Source organism: Limnohabitans sp. 2KL-51, from assembly GCF_003063645.1.
Lineage (GTDB): Bacteria > Pseudomonadota > Gammaproteobacteria > Burkholderiales > Burkholderiaceae_C > Limnohabitans_A.
The window spans coordinates 1-22,387 of sequence record NZ_NESJ01000015.1; the positions used below are offsets into that span (position 1 = coordinate 1).

19 protein-coding genes are annotated in these 22,387 nt (G+C 57.8%); 5 read left to right on the top strand and 14 right to left on the bottom strand.

The features are described from left to right. The first annotated feature begins 234 nt into the window (after positions 1–234). Positions 235–357 carry a hypothetical protein gene (locus B9Z49_RS22405; protein ID WP_255418918.1) on the top strand — a complete coding sequence of 41 codons (123 nt, stop codon included), beginning with the start codon at positions 235–237 and terminating at the stop codon, positions 355–357. Between the two features lie 6 nt (positions 358–363). Further along, a complete protein-coding gene (iaaH, locus tag B9Z49_RS15575) occupies positions 364–1,773 on the top strand; it encodes an indoleacetamide hydrolase (RefSeq protein ID WP_108354363.1) in 1,410 nt (469 codons plus the stop codon). Here iaaH and B9Z49_RS15580 read toward each other — a convergent pair. After that, positions 1,764–2,543, bottom strand: a complete 780-nt coding sequence (locus B9Z49_RS15580; protein ID WP_108354364.1) for a helix-turn-helix transcriptional regulator — start codon at positions 2,541–2,543, stop codon at positions 1,764–1,766. The genes iaaH and B9Z49_RS15580 overlap by 10 nt on opposite strands. Positions 2,544–2,722: 179 nt before the next feature. Here B9Z49_RS15580 and B9Z49_RS15585 point away from each other — a divergent pair, with 179 nt between their 5' ends. Continuing rightward, entirely contained in the window at positions 2,723–3,679 is a 957-nt protein-coding gene (locus tag B9Z49_RS15585) for a Bug family tripartite tricarboxylate transporter substrate binding protein (RefSeq protein ID WP_108354365.1), read from the top strand. Between the two features lie 83 nt (positions 3,680–3,762). On the opposite strand, the gene B9Z49_RS15590 is transcribed toward B9Z49_RS15585, so the two are convergent. The 10 genes from B9Z49_RS15590 to mnmG all read right to left on the bottom strand — a co-directional run bounded on the left by B9Z49_RS15590 (position 3,763) and on the right by mnmG (position 15,656). Continuing rightward, the gene (locus tag B9Z49_RS15590; protein ID WP_108354366.1) at positions 3,763–5,388 is read right to left on the bottom strand and encodes an amidase family protein; all 1,626 of its coding nucleotides are present in this window, start codon (positions 5,386–5,388) and stop codon (positions 3,763–3,765) included. Positions 5,389–5,489: 101 nt separating this feature from the next. Next, complete coding sequence (locus tag B9Z49_RS15595; RefSeq protein WP_108354367.1) at positions 5,490–6,224, bottom strand: LuxR family transcriptional regulator; 735 nt, start codon at positions 6,222–6,224, stop codon at positions 5,490–5,492. Positions 6,225–6,338: 114 nt separating this feature from the next. Beyond that, on the bottom strand, positions 6,339–8,072 hold the full coding sequence (locus B9Z49_RS15600; protein WP_108354368.1) for an ATP-binding protein: 1,734 nt from the start codon (positions 8,070–8,072) through the stop codon (positions 6,339–6,341). 5 nt (positions 8,073–8,077) lie between these two features. Next, positions 8,078–9,751 (bottom strand): ATP-binding protein, encoded by a 1,674-nt coding sequence (locus B9Z49_RS15605; RefSeq protein ID WP_108354369.1) that lies wholly within the window; start codon positions 9,749–9,751, stop codon positions 8,078–8,080. An 82-nt stretch (positions 9,752–9,833) separates the two neighbouring features. Further along, the gene (locus B9Z49_RS15610) at positions 9,834–10,742 is read right to left on the bottom strand and encodes a ParB/RepB/Spo0J family partition protein (RefSeq protein ID WP_108354469.1); all 909 of its coding nucleotides are present in this window, start codon (positions 10,740–10,742) and stop codon (positions 9,834–9,836) included. A gap of 2 nt (positions 10,743–10,744) precedes the next feature. Continuing rightward, positions 10,745–11,335 (bottom strand): alpha/beta hydrolase, encoded by a 591-nt coding sequence (locus B9Z49_RS15615; RefSeq protein ID WP_108354470.1) that lies wholly within the window; start codon positions 11,333–11,335, stop codon positions 10,745–10,747. A gap of 20 nt (positions 11,336–11,355) precedes the next feature. Further along, on the bottom strand, positions 11,356–12,126 hold the full coding sequence (locus tag B9Z49_RS15620; protein ID WP_108354370.1) for a ParA family protein: 771 nt from the start codon (positions 12,124–12,126) through the stop codon (positions 11,356–11,358). Between the two features lie 14 nt (positions 12,127–12,140). Next, positions 12,141–12,758: a LysE family translocator gene (locus B9Z49_RS15625; protein ID WP_108354371.1), complete on the bottom strand. Its 618-nt coding sequence runs from the start codon at positions 12,756–12,758 to the stop codon at positions 12,141–12,143. A gap of 280 nt (positions 12,759–13,038) precedes the next feature. After that, positions 13,039–13,689, bottom strand: a complete 651-nt coding sequence (gene rsmG, locus B9Z49_RS15630) for a 16S rRNA (guanine(527)-N(7))-methyltransferase RsmG (RefSeq protein WP_108354372.1) — start codon at positions 13,687–13,689, stop codon at positions 13,039–13,041. Next, the gene (mnmG, locus tag B9Z49_RS15635; RefSeq protein ID WP_108354373.1) at positions 13,686–15,656 is read right to left on the bottom strand and encodes a tRNA uridine-5-carboxymethylaminomethyl(34) synthesis enzyme MnmG; all 1,971 of its coding nucleotides are present in this window, start codon (positions 15,654–15,656) and stop codon (positions 13,686–13,688) included. Before mnmG ends, rsmG begins: the two co-directional genes overlap by 4 nt. 309 nt (positions 15,657–15,965) lie before the next feature. Between mnmG and B9Z49_RS15640 the strand changes: the two genes are divergently transcribed. After that, positions 15,966–16,937 (top strand): tripartite tricarboxylate transporter substrate binding protein, encoded by a 972-nt coding sequence (locus tag B9Z49_RS15640; RefSeq protein ID WP_108354374.1) that lies wholly within the window; start codon positions 15,966–15,968, stop codon positions 16,935–16,937. Between the two features lie 124 nt (positions 16,938–17,061). On the opposite strand, the gene B9Z49_RS15645 is transcribed toward B9Z49_RS15640, so the two are convergent. Then, entirely contained in the window at positions 17,062–17,529 is a 468-nt protein-coding gene (locus B9Z49_RS15645) for an Lrp/AsnC family transcriptional regulator (protein WP_108354375.1), read from the bottom strand. Between the two features lie 119 nt (positions 17,530–17,648). Between B9Z49_RS15645 and B9Z49_RS15650 the strand changes: the two genes are divergently transcribed. Next, the gene (locus tag B9Z49_RS15650; protein ID WP_108354376.1) at positions 17,649–21,185 is read left to right on the top strand and encodes an indolepyruvate ferredoxin oxidoreductase family protein; all 3,537 of its coding nucleotides are present in this window, start codon (positions 17,649–17,651) and stop codon (positions 21,183–21,185) included. 93 nt (positions 21,186–21,278) lie between these two features. Here B9Z49_RS15650 and minE read toward each other — a convergent pair whose 3' ends face one another. Then, on the bottom strand, positions 21,279–21,539 hold the full coding sequence (gene minE, locus B9Z49_RS15655; RefSeq protein ID WP_108354377.1) for a cell division topological specificity factor MinE: 261 nt from the start codon (positions 21,537–21,539) through the stop codon (positions 21,279–21,281). A 3-nt stretch (positions 21,540–21,542) separates the two neighbouring features. Further along, entirely contained in the window at positions 21,543–22,358 is an 816-nt protein-coding gene (minD, locus tag B9Z49_RS15660) for a septum site-determining protein MinD (protein ID WP_108354378.1), read from the bottom strand. Between the last annotated feature and the right edge of the window lie 29 nt (positions 22,359–22,387).

Consider the following 22,387-nt stretch of genomic DNA (forward strand, 5'->3'; position numbering starts at 1 on the left):
CACGTAGATATCGTTAAACTGTTTCATGACCTGCCTCCTGAGTTATGGCACTGGGTTGATAAAGGTTTCGCACCCATCAACTTAACCCACGTTTGTCAGGTGGGCAGGTCATCCATCATGTCTACAAAAACACATCCTTTGCATGTTGCCCAAGGCTTCAATGGGCTGGATCTACAGGAGTTCCGATGTGGGTGCCAGAGTCGGTGAGAAAGAGACAGGTGGCCAAGGTGTCACATGGCCGCCCGCACCGGCGAGCACGGTATGGGCCTGCACACGATGGATTTTTTGCACACCGTCATTGATGGGGGTGTTCAAGTTTTCAAAGGCACCCTAGAGTCAGCCGTTTTTGATGCTTGACGCCTTATGGACCCCCTCGAACTCACGCTGCTGGAAGCGGCCGCAGCGCTGCGCACGCGACAACTCGGGCACTTGGAGTATGTCCAGGCCTTGCTTGCGCAAACCGACCGGCTGACCTCTCTGAATGCCTGGATCAGCCGCGGTCCTGAAGGCCTGGTCCTGCAAGCCAAGGCCTTCGATCAGGCCTCGAGTGCACCATCTGAACATCTCCCTTTGGCGGGCATACCTGTGGCCATCAAGGACAACATCGACACCGCTAATCTGCCCACCAGTGGTGGCACTCGGGCCTTGCTCGCTTCCAGGCCCCAGCGCAATGCGGCTGTGGTCGAGCGCCTGCTTCAGTCGGGCGGCTTGATCGCTGGCAAAACCAATCTGCACGAACTGGCCTTGGGCGGCACCACGAACAACGCGGTCACGGGTGCTTGTCGCAATCCCTGGAACCCGCTGCGCATCCCGGGTGGCAGCTCAGGTGGATCGGCCGTGGCCGTGGCCGCGCGCATGGTGCCCGCTGCCTTGGGCACAGACACGGGTGCCTCGGTTCGCCTGCCTGCCGCCTTATGTGGTGTGGTCGGGTTCAGGCCCAGCATGGGCCGCTACGCCTCGCAAGGCATCTTGCACTTGTCCCCAAGCAAAGACACCGTGGGGCCGATGGCCCGCAGCGTTGCCGACGTAGCTTGGCTCGACGCGCTCTTGGCTCAAGACCCAGCGGACCTGCCGGATGTGTCGCTCAGGGGCCTGCGTCTGGGCATTCCGCGCGGGGACTTTTTTGAAGGCGCCGACCCGCAAGTTTTGGCGGTCATTGAGCAAGCGCTGGATACGCTGGTCGCTGAAGGCGTTGTGTGCGTGACTTTGGATGTGCCCGAGCTGAAACAGCACAACGACGCCACGGGTTCGACCTTGGTGATGTTCGAAATGATGCAAAGCCTGCCCGCTTATGCCCAGGCGCAGGGCTTGTCGATGGACGCCCTGCTGGCAGGTGTAGGCAGCCCGGACGTGGCCCGGCTTTTGTCTGGGCAACTCGGCCCTGCACGCGTCACGGCCACCGCTTATGCTGCGGCACAGGCCCGTCGCCAGAAACTGCAAACCGACTACGCCAGGCATTTTGCCGACCACCGCCTGGATGCCCTGGCTTTCCCAACTTGCCTCATGACGGCCCCACCCATTGGTCACGACGACCTGGTGGATTTGCATGGGCAAGCCGTGCCCACATTCAAAACCTTGATCCGCAACACCGACCCTGGCAGCAATGCCGGACTGCCTGGCATCAGCCTTCCGGCGGGTTTGACGGCCGAGGGCTTGCCCGTGGGGCTGGAGCTGGACGGCGCTTTGGGCTCGGATCGCCACCTTTTGGCTGTGGCGGCGGCCATTGAGCGGGTTTTGCCACGCCTGCCGCGGCCACCGATGGTTCAGGCCTGATGCAAAAGCTGCCCAATGTGGGCAACCAGTTTGTTGCGCCCCTGAACGCCAAGTTTTTCAAACGCGTGGCCCAGGTGATAACGAACGGTGGTAAAGCCAATGTGGAGCTGCCGCGCAATGTCCTTGTCTGAGCAACCGTTCAGGCAAAGCAGCACCACATCGGCCTCGCGCTGGCTGAGCTGACAAGGACCGCTCAACAAGCGGCGCAGCTCGGCTTCGTCATGGCCCAGCCATGTGGTCTTGGTGGATTCATCGGTGTCCAGTCGGCTCATTGCGGCCGTGAACACGGGCGCAAGAATGTTCAGGCAGGCCATGTCTTGACGGCTGAAGTCGTCTCGTCCCCTCGCCCGGTAAATGACCAAATCGCCCAAACAGTCATCACCACGGTAGGCGTACAGGTTCACGCCCCAGTGAATACCGTCCTGACGCAGGTGGTCGTTGTAAAACTCGGAGCGCTCCAGCTCTTGCACTGAACACACATCGCTGACCCGCACCGGTGTGCGCATGGCCTGCAGGCGCGGCGTGATGGGGTCACAAAACTGAAAGTGCTCTTCATAAGCCCGGATTCTGGACGGCTTAACGTTGTACGAAGCGCAGATGGCGTAGCGATGGGTGGTGGCATTCCATTGGCGAGACACCAGATGATCGGCCTGCATGAACTGGGCCAGGGGTTGCGCCAAGGTCTGGAGCAGTTGTGCTTTCGAGACGTCCGAGGCCATCACCGCGCACAGGTCTGCCAGCATTTTGGATCGTTGTGTGTTCAGGTACATGGGGGGCTTCTCACTAGCACTTCAAGTTAACAAATGCAACGGCATGGTCAAGAGAGATTACCCGCTGTCTGGGCGCCTTGAACTTGACCAACCGTCAATTTTGAGGGTGTTCGCTAACGGCAGAAAACCCTAAAGTCATCTCGTGTGTTTTTTTAACTTTTGAACCTCAAGGATGCGCGATGAAAACGAAACTCTGGTTGGGCAGCGTGTTGCTGCTGTTGTCTGGGCTGGCGCAAGCCAACGACCCGGTGCCCCTCAAAGTATTGGTGGGTTTTGGCGCTGGCGGCTCGGCCGATTTGGCCGCACGCCTGCTGGCCGAACGCTTAAAAGACGAATTGGGCCGTCCTGTGGTGGTTGAAAACCGCGTGGGTGCGGGTGGCCGCATCGCCGCAGAAGCCTTGAAAAATGCCCCGCCCAACGGCTCCACCGTCATGCTGGCACCCATTGTGGTGCCCGTGCTGGCACCGCTGGTGTTCAAGAAACTCAATTACGACGCGCAAAAAGACCTCGCACCCGTGGCGCACATTGCCGACTTCCAGTTTGGTGTGTCGGTCAAGGCCGACAGCCCGATTCGCAGCATTGCGGACTTGGTGCCCGTGCTCAAAAAGAACCCCAAAACCGGCTCATTTGGTTCACCCGCCCCGGGCAGTTTGCCGCATTTCTTTGGCGTCATGATCGGTCAGAAGACCGGGCTCGATTTGACCCATGTGCCCTACAACGGCGGCGCGCAATTAATGACGGCCCTCATCGGCGATCAAGTCACGCTGGGCATCGACACCTTGGTGGACCAAGGCGAAATGCACCGCTCAGGCAAAAGCCGCATCCTGGCCACCTCAGGCCCTCAGCGCAATGCCTTGTTTCCGGATGTGCCCACGCTGCGCGAGTCGGGCTTCAAGGATTTGGTGGGCGTGGGCTGGTTTGCCTTGTTTGCACCGGGCGGCACCGATTCCGCACAGATCGCCACATTGAATGCTGCCGTGAACCGGGCTTTGAAAAATCCGGCCCTCAAAGACCGTTTCACCAAAATGGGCCTGGAAATCGGTGGCGGCAGCCCGCAAGACCTGCAAGCGCTGATCAGCTCAGAAGCTGCCCGCTGGGCACCCGTGGTCAAGGCCTCGGGATTCACGGCCGATTGACCCAGCGCTTCCAAAAAAACGGCCAGGTGAGGTTTCCCACCTGGCCGTTTTTTTCTTTCAAACCGGCTCAAGACCGGTCTTGATCAGATCGCTGGCGCTTTCAGTGAGCCCCACACCGCCTCGATGCCCATGCCGATGGCCAACAGATTGCTGTCTGAGCCCAAGGGGCCGTCGATTTCCATGCCCACGGGCAAGCCACCCGCTGTCAGACCCGCAGGGATCGACAGGCTGGGAATGCCGGCGTTGGTGCAAGGGTCGGTGTTGCGGATGCAAGTGCCAAAGGTGTCGCCCGTTTTCGCAACGCCACCGACTGTGTACTTGACTTCGCTGGAACCTTTGGCTGCATCGATCTTGGGCGCTGCCAAGAGGGTCGTTGGGAACAGAACACACTCCACACCAGTCGCAGCAAAGTAATCTTTGTAGAGTTTTTGCAGTTGCGCGCGGCCCCCTGTCGTGGGAACCATGGCCGCGTCATAAGCGGCGGCAAACACATCACCCGCAATCGCGCCAAAAGCACCGATCACATCAGGGCTGGCCAATCCGGCCTGCACTTGAGCAACGGTGGTCACTGGCGCGCTGTTGGCGCTCAAGTAAGCAGGAATCGCAGCGACGGGCTCGTGCAACGCAATCGGGAAAGAGACCGAGTCGTTGAGAGCCATGATGCCATCCAAATCGGCCGTGCTGGCTTCCACGAACACCACACCCGCATCTGCCAGCTTTTTCTTGGCTGCATCAGCGACAGGTTTCACGATGTCATCCAAATCCTTCCAGAAGGCAGAGGGAATACCTATTTTCACACCCTTCAGCGATTTGGCTGTAGGCACAGCGCTGCCTGTAATGACCGCATCGAGCAAGGCGATGTCTGCGACGGTTCGGGCCATGGGGCCGACGGTGTCACGCGTGGTGCTGATGGGAAGCACGTCACTCACACCATCCGGATAACGACGGCCTTTGCCGGCGCCATCGCCCACCGAGGGGCGAAAGCCCGCAATGCCTGAAAAAGATGCAGGCTCCCTTGTCGAGCCGCCCGTGTCGGTGCCCAAACCTGCTGGCGCAAAGCGTGCGGCCACGGCAATGGCTGTGCCACCCGATGAACCGCCGGGAATACGGCTGGTGTCGTACGGATTTTTGCCTGGACGCGTGGCTTCTTTGGTGATGGGGTCAATACCCAGTGTGAAGTTCGTGGTGGTGATGCCAAAGGCCCACTCGTGCAGGTTGGACTTGCCCAAAATGATGGCACCTGCATCGACCAGCTTTTGTAAGCTGGGCGCGTTGGTTTTGGGTGTGAAGTTGCGCAGCGACGAAGTGCCGCCCGTGGTTTTCATGCCTTTGGTGTTGATGTTGTCTTTGACCACAATCGGCAAACCAGCCAATGCGCCCATGGTTTTGCCTGCAGCGCGGTCGGCATCGACTTGCTTGGCCGCAGCCAGTGCACCCGCTTCGTCAAGGCTGATCATGGCGTTGAGCTCAGACAATGACTTGGCGCGGTTGATCAAATTGGTGACGTACGCGGTGGCGGTCAAGCTGCCTGCTTTGTAGGCGGCCAAGGCCTGCGTGGCGGTGAGCGCCAGTTGTTCGTCTGCGCTCAAAGCAGCTACGCCACTGCTGCTGCCGCCGCAGGCGGTCAAGCCAGCGCCGCCCAACATGGCAGCGGCTGACACAGCGCCCGTGCTTTTGAAAAATTGTCGACGTGATGTATTGGGGGTCATGAAGGTCTCCTTGGATGTTGAAACGCCCGGATGGACGTTCTCTTCATGCTAAGCAACCCCTCTGTTCGCCACCATCCTCGGGATTGCGGAGGGTCGCGCGCTCAGGCCCTCAACTTGTGCACCAGGGCTGCGCGGTTGCTCACGCCCACTTTGCGAAAAGCATTTTCCAAATGCGTGCGCACCGTGGTGGTCGAGATCTGCAACGCCCGTGCGATTTCTTTGTCTGGCATGCCCAGCATCACCAAGCGCGCGGTGTCCTGCTCACGCGGGGTCAAGCGCTGAGACAAGATATTGAGTGGCAGGTCCTGCGTCTTTGCGGGCCGTTGAGCCCTGGCCAGTGCGGTCACAAACGCCGGTTGCAGCATGTCCAGCAAACGCAACTCATCGTGCGAAAAGTTCTCACGCCGCTTATCACGCCAGATGCGCATGTCGCCGAGATTCTGCCCCTGATGCCAGGCATACAGGTTCACACCCCAGTACAGGCCGTCTTTGTTCAGGAAGTCATTGAAAAACTCTGTTTTTTTCAGCTCTTCAAGGGACAAAACATCGGTTGCACGCACGGCCACCTGGTATCGCTGCATCTGGGGCGTAATCGGGTCGTGAAACTGGTAATAACTTTCATAGGCCCGAAGGTTGATGGGGTCCATGTTGATCTGGGTGGGCCGTGCAAAGCTCAAAGAACCCGGTTGCCAGACGTAACTGGCATAGAACTGCGCACCCAACAATTGCATGACCAGGTCACCCATGATTTCACGGATTTCCAATTCTTCATGCGGTTCGGCCAGCGTTTGCATGATCTGGCCGAGCAGCACAGTTTGCTTTGCGCTGAGGTACATGCTCACTCCTTGAAAGCTTGCGGTTTTGATCGTGGATTAGATGTCGATCAGGAAAAAAACCCTATCGGGTTTATCCCATCCTTAATAACAAGGATACACACTCAGGGCGTTGGCTCAGGGCAGCAGCAACTGCTCGATGCGCTCGAACAATTGTTCAGGGTCAAAAGGCTTGAGCATCACACCACTGAGCCCCGCCGATTTGAAGCGTGCCAGATCCAAAGGGTTCACGTTGGCAGTCAGGCCCAAAATCGGCACCTGGTTGATGCGCGCAATGGGGTCCTGACGTATGAGCCGTGTGGCGTCGATCCCGTCCATGACCGGCATGACCATGTCCATGAAGACCAGGTCCACCGCTTGCTGGCGCAACAGGTCCAACGTCTTTTGCCCATCCACCGCCTCCAGCACGGTGCTGTGAGGCCAGGTGTTTTGCAAAACCTGTTTGAGTAGCAATCGGTTCACGGGGTGGTCGTCGGCCACCAGAAAAGTCCAGGCCCGATCGGCACTTTGCAGCGGCTGCTGGTGCCGCTCGGATGACTTGGCGGGTGGGGTGGCCGGCGTCAATGGCAGTTGCAGCCAAAAGCGTGAGCCGTGACCGGGCTCACTCTCGAAGCCGATTTCACCACCGAGCAATTGGGCCAATCTCTGTGAAATAGCCAGCCCTAGGCCATTTCCCCCGTACAGGGTTTGCGTGTCGTTTTCAGCCTGGGTAAAGCGTTTGAAGATCTGGTCTTGCCGCTCCTTAACGATGCCAATGCCGGTGTCCTGCACTGAAAACTCCACCCCGGGATCGGTCCAGCGCACCCGCAAAACCACCGAGCCTTGGTGCGTGAACTTGAGCGCATTGCCCAGCAAATTCACCAGTACCTGCATCAGGCGATGGCGGTCGGTGTACACCCAAACGGGCAAGGCCGGGTCCAACACCAGGCGGTATTCCAGATCCATGCTTTCCACGCGGGGCTTGAACAACTCGAAAGCATGTTCTGCGGTGTGGCGCAACTCAAAGGTTTCGGGCTGGATGGCCAATTGCCCTGACTGCAGTTGGGAGTAATCCAGGATGTCGTTGATCACCGTCATCAGATGATCGGCCGACTGGCGTGTGTGGTTGAGCACCTTGAGGGCTTCGGGCTTGCCTTGAACCCGTGCCAACAGCAACGCATTGAAGCCCAGTATGGCGTTCATGGGTGTGCGCAACTCATGGCTCACGGTGGCAATGAAGTGCTCGCGCATGACCGAGGCATGCTCCAACGCCTCGCGCCCGGCCTCCAGTTCGCGTTGGTGCTCGCGGCTTTCTTCCAGCGCTTGGCGGTACATGTGGTCGTACATCAAGGGCACCACAATCAAAACGCACGTCACCAGCGTGTAAGTCAAAAAAGACGATGGCACATGCGCCATGCCCGTCTCAAAGGATTGAATCCAGCCCAAGTGGTTGGACACGGCCATGATCAGCTGCAAGACCATCACAACCAAAAGCCAAAAAATGCCCGCCCTGCGGTTGATCACGTAAAAAGGGGTCAAAGGCAAGATCAACATCCAGGCTAACCGTGGCGAATAAACACCCCCGGTGACCCAAGCTGCATAGAACAAAATCACCGCACCCAGGCCTGTGCCCAGATGCGTCGCCCAGATCAGGGAAAAGCCTTGGTTGGTCAAGACCAACAGCACCAACAGGCAGAATGCAAAACCGCTGAACATCACGTTGGCATAGGGATAGGGGCTCACCACGGCGTAGGTCAAGAGCACCGCGATCAGCACAGCCACAAAGAAAAACACGTAGGGCATCTTGCCCTCTTGAAAACGGGCGGGCAAACGTGCCACCATGTGGGCCATCGCTGCGCTTGACCAGGCCATTGCTTTCACGACAGGCTCTTTCTCGCCAAAGCCACATGATGGCCCACGGTGCGCATCAGCATGACCGTGTCCATGGGCTTGTGCAGCACCTCATTCATACCAGCAGCCAAGCAGCGTTCTCGGTCCACCGGATTGGTGTTGGCCGTGAGTGCCAAGATGGGCATGCGGGCTGCAATGGCTGGAAACTGCTGACGAATTTGCCGTGTGACCTGCATGCCGTCCATGTCAGGCATGATCATGTCGATCAGGGCCACATCGAACAACTGCTGGTCGATCAGGTTGAGCGCTTGGGCACCACTGTCCACCGTGGTGATCTGCGCATTGGGCCAGCATTTTTGCAATTGCAACTGTGCCACCATCAGGTTGACCTTGTTGTCGTCCACCACCAGGATGCTCAGGGCTTCGTCGCTCAAGTTGTCATCGGTCAAAGCCACGCGCGGGTCTATGCTCTGCGCCGCCTGCAAGGGGATCTCAAACCAGAAACAAGCGCCAGACCCTTCATGACTGTGCACACCGATCTGGCCCCCGTGCAGCGTCACCAGTTTTTCGCACAGCGTCAAACCCAGTCCCGTGCCACCAAAAGCCCGGTTGGTTTGCTCATCGGCGTGTTCGAAGCGCCGGAAAATGTGCACCTGCCGTTCACGGGGAATGCCCCGTCCGGAGTCCTGCACCTCCAAGCGTATGCGCTCGCCTTGGGCCTTCATGCGCACCGTCACCGATCCTTGGTGGGTGAATTTGATGGCGTTGTCGACCAAGTTGTTCAGGATTTGCAGCAAGCGGTTGGGGTCGCCGTGCACCCGCGCAGGCAAATCAGCGTCCCTCTCAAAATGCAAGGCCAAGCCTTTGTTGTGTGCTTTTTCACCGTTTCGTTGCTGCAACTCGTCTTGCAGGGTCTGCAGGGCAAAATCCACACGGTTCAGGCACATCTTGCCCGCCTGCAATTGCGAAAAATCCAGGATGTCGTTGACCACCTGCAGCAAATGTTCGGTTGAACGGCGGATGTGCCCGACCACCGCCAAAGGTTCGGGCTCGTCAGCCAACTCACGGCGGAGCACACCATTAAAGCCCAAAATCACATTCATGGGTGTGCGCAGTTCGTGGCCAACTGCGGCCACAAATTCGTCCTTGTGCGCCTGTGCCCGAATCAGCGCTTCATGCGTGGCCTTAAGCTCATCGTTGCGTTGGTTGAGTTTGCGCAGCTGAACCTTGTGCAGGTGTTCATAAATGCGCACCCCCATCATCAGGTTCAAAAGCGCCAGTACGTGGTTCAGATAGGCCCAGGTCACCACCGACGAAGACACATCCACGTGGCTGCCCACAATGCCCCACCATGTCATCGCGGTCAAGCCAAGAATGGCCAACAGCATGATGCCGATCCAGACCACGGTGGCTGCGCGTCCCAACATCAGCAAGACCGGCACCGACAACACGTTGAGCCAAACCACGGCAGTGGAGTTGATGCCACCCGTGTACATGGCCGTATAAACAATCAGCACCACTGTGAGCGCAGTCACCGCGTGCACAAGGTATTCAAAAATGGCTCGGATGCGGACCACCGCAAACAAGCACACCGCCAACACCGACACCACCAAATTGGCCTGTGCCACCGGCTCAAGCGGTGTAAAACAATACCCAAAAAAGGTCGTACCGCTCACCAGTATCAAATAGATGGTGAGCATTTCCTGGCGCAGAAACCCATCGGCGCGAAACAAACTTCGCCACACGGTCTGGGACCATTTTTGAGCCTGTTTCAACGAGCACTCAGCCTCGCAGTTTGTCGATCAGCCCGTTGAGTTCGTCGAGCGAACCGAACTGGATGCTCAACTCACCCATTTCTTCCATCTTGCCCATGCGTTTGACGCGTTTTTTAACGCGCACTTCGACCTGGGCCATCAACAGGTCTGACAATTCTTCTTCGACCCGGCGCACGTCGCGCGACTTCTCCTTCTTGGGCTTTTGAGTGACCAGGTTGAACTCGGCACCCAGTTTTTTGGCCAGACTTTCCGCCTCACGCACCGACAGTTTTTTGGCCGCAATCTGGTTGGCGGCCGTGATTTGGGCCGCTTTGTCCAGGGGCAACAGAGCGCGGGCATGGCCCATGTCCAAGTCACCCGCCATGAGCATGGTCTGCACCGGTTCGGCCAGGTTGAGCAAACGCAGCAAATTGCTGGCGGCACTGCGAGAGCGGCCTACCGCCTTCGCGGCAGTTTCGTGAGTGAGCCCAAACTCTTTGATCAAGCGCTGCAAACCCTGGGCTTCTTCCAGCGGATTGAGGTCTTCGCGCTGGATGTTTTCGATGAGGGCCATCGCGGCAGCGGCCTCGTTGGGCACATCGCGCACCAAAACGGGGACAGATTCCAGACCTGCCAGGCGTGAGGCGCGAAAGCGGCGCTCGCCTGCAATGATTTCGTACTTGCCGGCGTTAGGGCCATCGGTGAGTTGACGGACCAGAATCGGCTGCATGATGCCCTGCGCCTTGATCGATTCGGCCAGTTCGTACAGAGCACCTTCGTCCATGCGGGTGCGCGGTTGGTACATGCCGGCCACCATCTGCTCAAGCTTGAGCAGGCTGGGCTGTCCGCTGTTGGCCACAACCGGGGCGTCTTCCACTTTGGGGCCCAACAGGGCTTCGAGTCCGCGGCCAAGGCCTTTCGGTTTTTTGGTGACCATGGTCATTCCTTCATGAGGGTTTGCAAGAGCGCATGGCCTTGAGGCCAGGCGCCTAAAGATGAATCAGCATTGATGTGCCCGGCCAGTCCCGAGTCGAGCCATGAAGCGCCCCAATCTTGCGCCAGGGCCTGGGCACGGTCTGCGCGGCAATAGGGGTCATTCTGGCTGCCCACCAGAATGCTTTTGAATGGCAAGGGCTGGCGCACGATGGGCGTCCAACCGGAAAATCGGTCGCGCATCTCTGGCGCTTCCACGTCGCCGGGCGCCACCAACAAAGCGCCTCGTACGCGGGCGGTGTGGCGTGAAAACAAGGCCCAAGCCGCCGTCAAAATGCACCCCAAACTGTGCGCCACCAGCACCACCGGACCGGGTGCATCGATGACCACCTCGTCCAGTCGGGCCAGCCAGTCACCCCGCAGGGGGTGCAACCAGTCGTTTTGCTCGACGACGGTGTACCCATAAACACGCGCCCAGTGCATTTGCCAATGACCGGGTCCACTGCCATGCCAGCCGGGCAAGATCAAAACGCTGACCGAGGTCCCTTTCGCGCTTTGGCGTGAGCCTGCGCCTGTGTCACCGGTCAAATTGATCATGGCGCGAAGGATCTCTCGGCTCACAGCGTGGGGGCACGTTTGACCATTTCGCGGGCAAACTCCACATAGGCTTGGCTGCCCTTGGCCGACGGGTCGAACACCACACCCGGCAAGCCATAACTGGGTGCTTCGGCCAAGCGCACGTTGCGGGGGATCACGGTGTCAAACACCTTGTCCCCAAAATGCGCCTTGAGCTGATCGCTGACCTGCATCTGCAATGTAACGCGTGGGTCGAACATGACCCGCAAAAGGCCAATGATTTTCAAGTCCTTGTTCATGTTGGCGTGCACCTGTTTAATGGTGTTGACCAGATCCGTCAAACCCTCCAAGGCAAAGTATTCACACTGCATGGGCACAATCACGCCATGGGCCGAGCACAAGCCATTGAGGGTGAGCATGGACAAAGACGGTGGGCAGTCGATCAGTACAAAATCGTAATCGGCATCTGCCTCGGCGATGGCGTTTTTCAGGCGCTGGTCTCGGTGCTCCAGTTGCACCAGTTCAACCTCGGCACCAGCCAGCTCGCGGTTGGCGCAGAGCACGTCATAACCGCACTTTTCGGCCTTGACGACCGCTTCGGCAATCGATGCCGACTCCAGCAGCACATCGTAAACGCTCAATTCCAGCTGCCGCTTGTCGATGCCTGAGCCCATGGTGGCGTTGCCTTGCGGGTCCAAATCGACCAACAACACGCGCTGCCCGACTTTGGCCAAGCCTGCGGCCAGATTGACGGTGGTGGTGGTTTTGCCCACCCCACCCTTTTGGTTCGCAATGCAAAAAATCTTGGCCATGGTCGTACCCCGGTTTATTTAGAAGCGGCCAGCTTGATGCCAAAGCCAATTAGAAAAACACCCGCCAGTTTCTCAAACATCCGACCGACGCGCGGGTTAGCGCGCATGCGCTCTGCCAAGTGGTGCGTCAGCAAAGTCATGCACAGCCCGTAAAGAAACGTCAACACAGCAATGGTCACAGCCATGACCGCAAAGCTGATCAGTCCAAGGTGCGTTTTTGGATCGACAAACAACGGAAAGAAAGCCATGTAAAAAACAATCGCCTTGGGGTTGAGCAAGGTGATGGCCAAGGTTTGCTGAAAATACTGCCGAGGCCGGATATTCAGGACCGGCGCATCACCCGGCTTGGCCGACAACAGCTTCCAGCCCAACCAGGCCAAGTACAAAGCACCCAGCCACTGGATGGCGGTAAATGCTGCTGGGTAGGTGGCCAAAACAGCAGCAACACCGGCCACCGCCAACCACATGAGCACCTGGTCCCCCACTATTACCCCCAGCGTGGCCATCAAGCCGCCAGCCACCCCACCCTTTCCGGTTGAGGTGATCAGCGCCAGATTGCCAGGTCCAGGAATAGCCAGAAACAGCACAATCGCGGCCACAAACGCGCCATAGTCGGAGATGCCAAAGAACATGCAAACCTTTCAAAAACAGGGCGAAGTTTGACTCAGGCCGAGTTTGGCCATCACCATTTTGAGACTTAACCCCACCAAACACAGGCACGCTAATATTGCATACCGCCCAAAAGCGGAGATGGACCTGAGTGTAAGTGATCGACCCCCAGTACAACAGGCCCTGACCATCCATGTTTCACGTGAAACAAGCCATCCATCTCGCAAGGCCCTGCTGTATTGCCCTGACCTGACGGCTTGTTTTGCGGTGTGCGCGACACAGTCGCTCCTTCTAGTTTCAGGATTAGTCCGACTGAACTGACTTCATCCAAATCATGCAGCGCTCCACATCCAGCCCCGGAACGGTCAATGGTTCCACGTGAAACACTTTCACATCAGCAGGTAAAGCGCCTATTTCGACTTGCGGGTGTTTGCCCTTCATGGCCATCCACACCCCGCCCTCGGCCAGTGCCGAACGGGACCAGGTCACAAAATCATGCAAAGATGCAAAGGCACGGGAGCAAATGACCTGATACGGATCGGTCAGGGATTCGACCCGCGCATGCAAGCCGCGCAAATTGGGCAGCTTCAGGCTCACGGCTACTTGCTGCACAAATGCGGCTTTCTTGGCCACGGTGTCGACACAAGTCAACTGCAGTTCGGGCATGCAAATGGCCAGCACCACACCGGGCAAGCCGCCGCCTGAGCCCACGTCCAGCACCCTGATCGGCTGACCTTGCGTGTGCCGGATCAACGGAGAAACGGCCGTCAGGCTGTCCAGCAGATGGTGCGTGAGCATGTCCGCCGGGTCGCGCAGCGCGGTGAGGTTGTAGACCTTGTTCCATTTCTGGATCAGAGCCGAATAGTCAAGCAAATGTTTAATTTGTGCGTCCGACAAAGCCAAGCCCAAGGCTTCGACCCCCGCACGCAGCCCCGCCTCCAGACTCAGACTCATGCCTGCACGCCTTCCTCGGAAGCTTGCATGAAGCCCTTGAAGCCACCCTTTTTCAAGTGGATCAACAGAAGAGACACGCTGGCAGGCGTAATGCCCGAAATACGCGAGGCTTGACCCAAAGTTTCAGGCCGGTGTTTGGCCAACTTTTGGCGAGCCTCGATCGACAAGGCAGAGACCTGCATATAGTCCAGACTTTCTGGCAGGCGCAGGTGCTCGTAAAACGCCGCCCGCTCCACCTCGCCCCTTTGGCGGTCGATGTAACCAGCATATTTGGCGGCAATCTCAACCTGTTCGATGACCGACTCGCTCAATTCGCCCAGCGTTTCACGTGAAACATCGGCACTGAGCATGCGTCCTTCGTCCAAAGACATGAGGGCCGGGTATGTGACATTGGGTCTTCGCAGCAAATCGAACAGGTTGTGCTCGTGCTCAATGGCCTTGCCCAGCACCCGCTCAGACTCGGCCGCAGGCAGGTTACGCGGGTTCACCCAGGTGGATTTCAAGCGCTCTGTTTCACGTGAAACAGCATCGCGCTTGCGGCTGAACGCATCCCAACGGGCGTCGTCCACCATGCCCATTTGGCGCCCCACTTCGGTGAGGCGCGCATCGGCATTGTCTTCGCGCAGCTGCAGGCGGAACTCGGCCCGGCTGGTGAACATGCGGTAAGGCTCGGTCACGCCCTGGGTCACCAAGTCGTCGACCAAGACGCCCAAATAAGCTTGGTCGCGTGCTGGCAACCAAGCGGCTTCGCCACGGCATTGCAGCGCGGCATTGATGCCCGCAAACAAGCCCTGAGCCGCCGCCTCTTCATAGCCGGTGGTGCCATTGATCTGGCCCGCAAAGAACAAGCCGTTAATCTGCCGCGTCTCAAAACTGTTCTTTAGTGAGCGGGGGTCAAAAAAGTCGTATTCGATGGCGTAACCGGGGCGCAGGATGTGGCAGTTTTCCAGCCCTTTCATTGAGCGCACCAGCTCGTACTGGATGTCAAACGGCAAACTGGTCGAAATGCCGTTGGGGTAATACTCGTGCGTGGCCAAGCCTTCAGGCTCCAGAAAGATCTGGTGGCTGTCTTTGTCGGCAAAGCGGTTGATCTTGTCTTCCACGCTCGGGCAGTAGCGCGGGCCCACGCCCTCAATCTTCCCGGTAAACATGGGGCTGCGGTCAAAACCGGAGCGGATGATGTCGTGTGTGCGCTCGTTGGTGTGGGTGATCCAGCACGGCACTTGCTGCGGGTGCATGCTGGCCTGACCCATGAAACTAAACACCGGCACCCCACCCTCAGGGTTCATGCCACCGGGAACACCATCACCGGGTTGTTCGGAGCACTTGGAAAAATCGATGGTTCGGCCATCCAGGCGCGGCGGTGTGCCGGTTTTCAGCCGCCCTTGTGGCAGCTTCAGTTCTTTCAAGCGCGCCGACAAGCTAACGGCTGGGGGATCGCCCGCACGACCCGCCGCGTAGTTTTGCAAGCCCACATGGATCTTGCCGTCCAAAAACGTGCCGGCGGTCAACACCACCGTGCGCGAACGGAAGCGGATGCCCACCTGCGTGACAGCGCCCACCACCCGGTCGCCCTCCACCATCAAGTCATCCACAGCTTGCTGAAACAGCCACAAATTGGGCTGGTTCTCCAGCATGCGGCGGATGGCGGCCTTGTACAAAATCCGGTCGGCCTGGGCACGGGTAGCGCGCACGGCCGGACCTTTGGAGGAATTCAGGATTCGGAACTGGATTCCGCCTTCGTCAGTGGCCAGCGCCATGGCGCCGCCCATCGCGTCCACCTCTTTGACCAGATGGCCCTTGCCAATGCCGCCAATCGACGGGTTGCAACTCATCTGGCCCAGCGTCTCGATGTTGTGAGTCAAAAGCAAAGTTTTGCAACCCATCCGGGCGGAGGCCAAGGCAGCCTCGGTTCCGGCATGGCCGCCGCCGACCACGATCACATCGAATTCTTGAGGGTAAAGCATGAGAGTCTGCCCTGGGAGGGTCAAAAAAATGGGCGCCGCCTGCGCCATGGAGCCGCCCCTGCCACGGGGTAGGCTGAAGCTGCTTATTTTACAGGCAGGGTGTTTTCGGTGAAGTGCACAGCAAACGCCCAGGAAACACGCCCAGAACAGCGTGGCGGTTAGTGCCCTGCTCGCATGAAGTGTGGTGACATCAAGTCAATATAGCGCTAGCGATGGTCAGCGCCACCAAACGTGTTTTCTGCTAATCTGCGAAGAACCCTAAATCGCTGTTTTCACCTACTTTCCTGCCTTTTAATAAGGAGACTACCCTTGTTCCAGCAACGCAGAACCCTTCTGGCCCTAGGCCTGTCTCTGGCCGTTGGCGCGCCCGCGCTGGCACAAGACAAATTCCCCTCCAAACCGGTCACCATCATCGTGCCGCAGGCGGCCGGTGGTGCCAACGACACGATCGCGCGGGTGCTTGCACAAAAGCTGACCGAACAGACGGGACAGTCCTTTTTGGTGGAGAACCGCACTGGCGCCGGGGGCAATGTAGGCACGGCAGCAGCTGCGCGGACCCGTCCTGATGGTTACACCATACTGTTAACCGCCGACAGCGCAATGGTCATCAATCCAGCGCTTTACAAAAACACGGGTTTCGATCCGGTCAAGGACTTCGAGCCGGTCAGCAGCGTCGCCACGGCCGGGTATGTGTTGGTGGCCCACCCGAGCTTCCCAGCCAGAAACACCGCCGAACTGGTCGCACTGGCCAAGCAGCAACCAGGCAAAATCAACATTGGTTCGGCTGGCAACGGCACCCTCAACCACCTGATCGGCGAGATGCTGGGCAAAGCCACCGGCATCGAATTGACCCATGTGCCCTACAAGGGGGCCGCAGCAGCAGCCACCGACCTGGTGGCTGGGCAGGTGCAGGTCTCGGTGCAGAGCCTGCCCTCTTCGATCGCATTCATCCGTTCCGGCCGGATGAAAGTGCTCGGCGTGGTCAACCCCAAGCGCCTGCCTGTGTTGCCGGATGCCCCCACCATAGGCGAAACCATCAAAGACTTTGGCGCCACCCCTTGGTACGGCGTGTTTGCGCCGACCGGAACGCCCAAGGCGATCATCAACCAGATCAACGCTGAAATCGCCAAGGCACTCGACTCGAAAGAGGTACAGGAGCGTCTGGCAGGCGTGGGTTGTGAGTTCTTCAAATCCACCCCCGAGCAGTTCGCCCAATTGGTGCGTGACGACTTGCCCCGTTGGGCCAGGATCGTCAAAGACTCTGGTGCCACCATCGACTGAGCGCCCTCTGCATGACCCTTTGAATGAATATGCCGGCGCTGACCCAAGCGCCAGAGGGCCTGCATGGGGCATATTCGCGTCTCCAGCAGGCGCGTGAGCTGCGAGGTTTGCCTTTGATCGTCTTTTACGGCTTTAAAGGCAAGGCCCCAGCAGCCTTGACCTCACCCAATGAAAAGCTGGTGTGCAGATCTTTGACATTGGGCAGATTAAGCAACACATCCCGCGCAAACTGACTGAAGGTGTTCAGGTCTTTGCTGACCACCTGCAGCTCAAAGGTGCCGGTGCCGCTGATGTAATGGCAAGACACGACCTCAGGAATTTTCAAGATGGCCTCTTCCAGTTGGCGCGTGATGTCGCCGCGGTTGCGCTCAGCGTCCAAGCGCACAAAGGCCAACACGTCCAAGCCTACCTTCTGACGGTTTATTTCGGCGCGGTAACCTTGGATGACACCCGACTCTTCCAGCGCCCGCACACGCCGCCAGCAAGGCGCAGCCGATAGCCCCACCCTTTGCGCAAGTTCGGCATTGGTCAAACGGCCGTTGGTTTGCAGTTCATTCAATATCGCCCAGTCAAATTTGTCCAGTGTTTCCAAAATAAGCCTCTTTGCGAAAGATCCTTTCAAATCATAGGGCAAATCCTGTCGCCGAAAGCAAGCACTTGTCGGCTGGCCCGCTCTACACTGTGCATTCCATTTCAGCCGCAGGACAGACCATGAACGCCCCCTTGCCCGAATCGATTCGCCAAGCTCTTGAAACGGTGACGCTGGACGACAAATACAGCTTGGATGTAGGTCGCGCGTTCATGAGTGGCGTGCAGGCCTTGGTCAAACTGCCCATGCTGCAGCGCCAACGCGACGCGCTGCAAGGCAAAAACACCGCTGGCTTCATTAGCGGTTACCGAGGATCCCCGCTGGGCAGCTACGACCAGTCGCTTTGGAAAGCCAAAGACCACCTCAAAGCCCAGCACATCGTGTTTCAGCCCGGCGTCAACGAAGAGCTGGCCGCTACCGCCTTGTGGGGCACTCAGCAACTGGGTTTTGCGCCACCGGGCACCAACAAGTTCGATGGCGTGTTCGGCATCTGGTACGGCAAGGGCCCGGGCGTCGACCGCTGCTCGGACGTGTTCAAACACGCCAACATGGCAGGCACCACGCCGTGGGGCGGCGTACTGGCCGTGGCAGGCGATGACCATGTGGCCAAAAGCTCGACTGCCGCGCACCAGAGCGACCACATCTTCAAGGCCTGCGGCCTGCCCGTGTTTTTTCCGGCCAGCGTGCAAGACATCCTGGACCAAGGCCTGCACGCCATTGCCCTGAGCCGTTTTGCTGGCATTTGGTCGGGCATGAAGACGATTCAGGAAATCGTTGAGTCGAGCGCCACCGCGCACATCGACCCTGAACGCGTGCAAATCGTGTTACCCGAATTTGTCATGCCGCCCGGCGGCGTGCACATTCGTTGGCCCGACACCGCACTGGAACAAGAGGCTCGTTTGTTCGACTACAAGTGGTACGCGGCACTGGCCTACATCCGCGCCAACAAGCTCAACCACAACGTCATTCAGGGCCCGAACGATCGGTTCGGCCTGATCGCCAGCGGCAAGGCTTTTAACGACACGCGCCAGGCCCTGCTCGATCTGGGTCTGGACGACGCCAACTGCCATCGTTTGGGCATCCGATTACACAAGGTTGGCGTGGTCTGGCCCCTCGAAGCGCACACCACGCGTGAATTCGCCACCGGTCTGCGCGAAATTTTGGTGGTCGAAGAAAAACGCCAGGTCATCGAGTACCAAATCAAGGAAGAGCTGTACAACTGGCGTGACGACGTGCGCCCCAACATTGTGGGGAAGTTCGACGAAGCCGATGGCGACACCTCGGGGGGCGAATGGTCAACGCCCAATCCGACACAACGCACCTTGCTGCGAGCCAACGCCGACCTGACACCTGCGCTGATTGCGCGGGCCATTGCCAAGAGGCTGAAAAAACTGGGCGTGGATGCCGACACCACCGCCCACATCGATGCCCATCTGGCCGTGCTAGATGCCAAAGAAAAATCCTTGCAAACACTGAACTTGGGTGCGGCCGCTGAACGCACACCCTGGTTTTGCTCGGGCTGTCCACACAACTCCTCCACCAAAGTGCCCGAAGGCTCACGCGCGATGGCGGGCATTGGCTGCCACTTCATGAGCCTCTGGATGGACCGCAGCACTACGGGCTTCACCCAGATGGGCGGTGAAGGCGTGCCATGGAGCGGGCAACAGCCCTTTTGCACCGACCAGCACATCTTTGCCAACATTGGCGACGGCACTTACTTCCACAGCGGCATCCTGGCGGTGCGCCAAAGCGTAGCTTCGGGTGTGAACATCACCTACAAAATTTTGTACAACGACGCTGTCGCCATGACGGGCGGCCAACCCGTAGGTGAGCGATCTGAAGGCCACAGCGTGGTGCAGATCGCCATGAGCATGAAAGCCGAAGGTGCGCAACGCATCGTAGTGGTCACCGACGAACCCGAGAAATACGAGGGCGTGGCTTTGGTCGAAGGCGTGCGCGTGTTTCACCGCGATGAGCTCGACCGCATCCAACGCGAAATGCGAGAGATCAAAGGCACATCCGTCATCATTTACGACCAAACCTGTGCCACAGAAAAGCGCCGCCGCCGCAAACGCGGCACCATGGTGGACCCGGCTGTGCGCGTGATGATCAACGAAGAAGTCTGCGAAGGCTGCGGCGATTGCAGCGTGCAGTCCAATTGCTTGTCAGTCGAACCGCTTGAAACACCTTTGGGGCGCAAACGCACCATTAACCAAAGCACTTGCAACAAGGACACCAGCTGCCTCAAGGGCTTTTGCCCGAGCTTTGTCACGGTGGAAGGCGGCACCTTCAAAAAGAAAGCTTCCTCCTCTAGTGCGGCCCCAAATCCTGCCGCGTTGGGTGTTCTGCCCGAGCCCGAACTGCCGCTTATCAACCAGCCTTGGGGCATGGTGGTGGCGGGTGTGGGGGGCACAGGGGTCATCACCATTGGCCAGCTCCTCGGTATGGCCGCGCACATGGAGGGCAAAGGCATCGTTACACAAGACTCGGCAGGTCTGGCCCAAAAAGGCGGTGCCACTTGGAGCCACATCCTGGTGGCCAACACCCAAAACGACATCCGGACCACCCGCGTGAGCATGGCCGCTGCCGACCTGATCATAGGTTGCGACCCCATCGTCAGTGCTTCCAAAGAAACCACTGTGCGCATGCGTGCAGGTCGCACCCATGTGGCCCTGAACAGCAACAGCACCCCCACAGCTGCGTTTGTAAAAAATGGCAATTGGCAAAACCCGGCCGAACAATGCGTGGCCGAAATCACAGCGCAAGTTGGCGTTTCAGGCGTTGGCGCTTTTGATGCCGATGCCCTGGCCAAACAACTCATGGGCGACACCATTTATGTCAACCCGATGCTGCTTGGCTACGCCTGGCAAAAAGGCTGGGTGCCTTTGCGCCGTGAATCTTTGGTGCGGGCCATTGAGCTCAATGATGTACAAATTAAAAACAACTTGGCCGCTTTCGAGTGGGGCCGTCACGCGGCACACCAACTCGACGCGCTGATGCAAACCCTGCAGCCCGTGCAAGTGATCCAGTTCAAAAAGCGTGAATCTTTGGACGACCTCATCGCTGACCGCATGGCACGATTGACCGATTACCAAGACACGGCCTATGCCCAGCTTTACCAGAGCATCGTGGGCCGCGTACAAACCACCGAAGCGCCTTTAGGTAAAACACTTTTGAGCGAAACAGTAGCGCGTCAACTGTACCGCCTGATGGCCTACAAAGACGAATACGAAGTGGCCCGTTTGCACACGCAAACGGGATTCGTGGAACGCATTCAAAACAGTTTTGAGGGCGACTTCAAAGTCCATTACCACCTGGCCCCGCCGCTTTGGTCCAAGCGCAACAGCCAAGGTGAATTGGTCAAAAGAAAGTTCGGCCCCGTCATGCTCACGGGCTTCAAACTTTTGGCCAAGCTCAAGGGTTTGCGCGGCACCACGCTCGATTACTTTGGCAAAACCGAAGAACGTCAGACAGAGCGTGCCCTGATCCGCGAATACACAGCGCACATCGAGCGCCACTTGATGCAACTGTCAGAAAAAACCCATGCACATGCGGTCAAAGTGGCCCAAGTGCCAGAGAACATCAAAGGCTATGGGCACGTCAAAGAACGCAATATCCGCGCAGCACGCTCCTTGTGGGCATCTTTAGACCCTCTATAAAAATGCCTTGGCCCTAATTAAGGGGCCATGGCATTTTGAAACACAGCATCAGAAAAATGGTAACAGCGGCTCAAAAGCAGCTAAAAATAAGGCTTAGCGCGAGTCGGGTAATTCGATTTTGACTTCCAGCACCTCAAGGTTGTCATGACGCTCTAGGTTGACCTTGATGTCTGCAACGTTGATCTTGATGTATTTACTGATCACTGCCACCAGTTCACGCTGTAAATCAGGCAAGTAATCGGGTTCAGCAGCATTGCGACCGCTGCGTTCGTGTGCCAAGATGATTTGCAAGCGTTCTTTGGCCACATTGGCCGTCTGCTTCTTTTCGCCCAAGAAGAAGGAAAGAAAAGACATGATTTATTTGCCTCCAAACAGACGTTTGAAGAAACCCACCTTTTCCACATCGATGAAACGCATGGGCTTGTCTTCACCCAAAAAGCGTGCAATCACATCCTTATAAGCTTCTGATACATCACTGCTGTTCATGTGAATGGCTGGTGTGCCTTGGTTGGAAGCTTGCAACACAGTTTCGCTTTCAGGGATGACGCCCAGGAGTTTGATGCGCAAAATGTCCTGTATATCTTGCAAGGACAGCATTTGCCCCTCTTCTACCCGACTGGGGTTATAGCGTGTGATCAGCAAATGCTCTTTGATGGGTTCAAGACCTTCAATGGCGCGCATGGTCTTGCTGCCGAGTATGCCCAAAATACGGTCTGAATCACGCACCGAAGATACCTCAGGGTTGGTCACCACCAAAGCTTCGTCAGCGAAATACATGGCCATCAAAGCGCCGGTTTCAATGCCGGCAGGCGAGTCACAAACGATGTAATCGAAACCCTTGTCGCGCAAGTCGTTCAGTACTCTTTCGACGCCTTCTTGAGAAAGGGCATCTTTATCCCGAGTCTGGGATGCAGCCAAAACAAAAAGGTTGTCACATTGTTTGTCTTTAATCAATGCTTGGTTCAAATTGGCTTCGCCGTGAATGACATTGATCAGGTCATAAACCACGCGACGCTCGCAACCCATGATCAGGTCTAAATTGCGCAACCCCACATCAAAGTCAATGACAGCTGTCTTAAAGCCTCTTAGAGCCAGGCCTGTGGCAAAACTGGCGCTGGTTGTAGTCTTGCCCACACCGCCTTTGCCAGAGGTCACAACAACGATTTTTGCCATGGATAAACTTTCTTCGACAAAATAAAAAA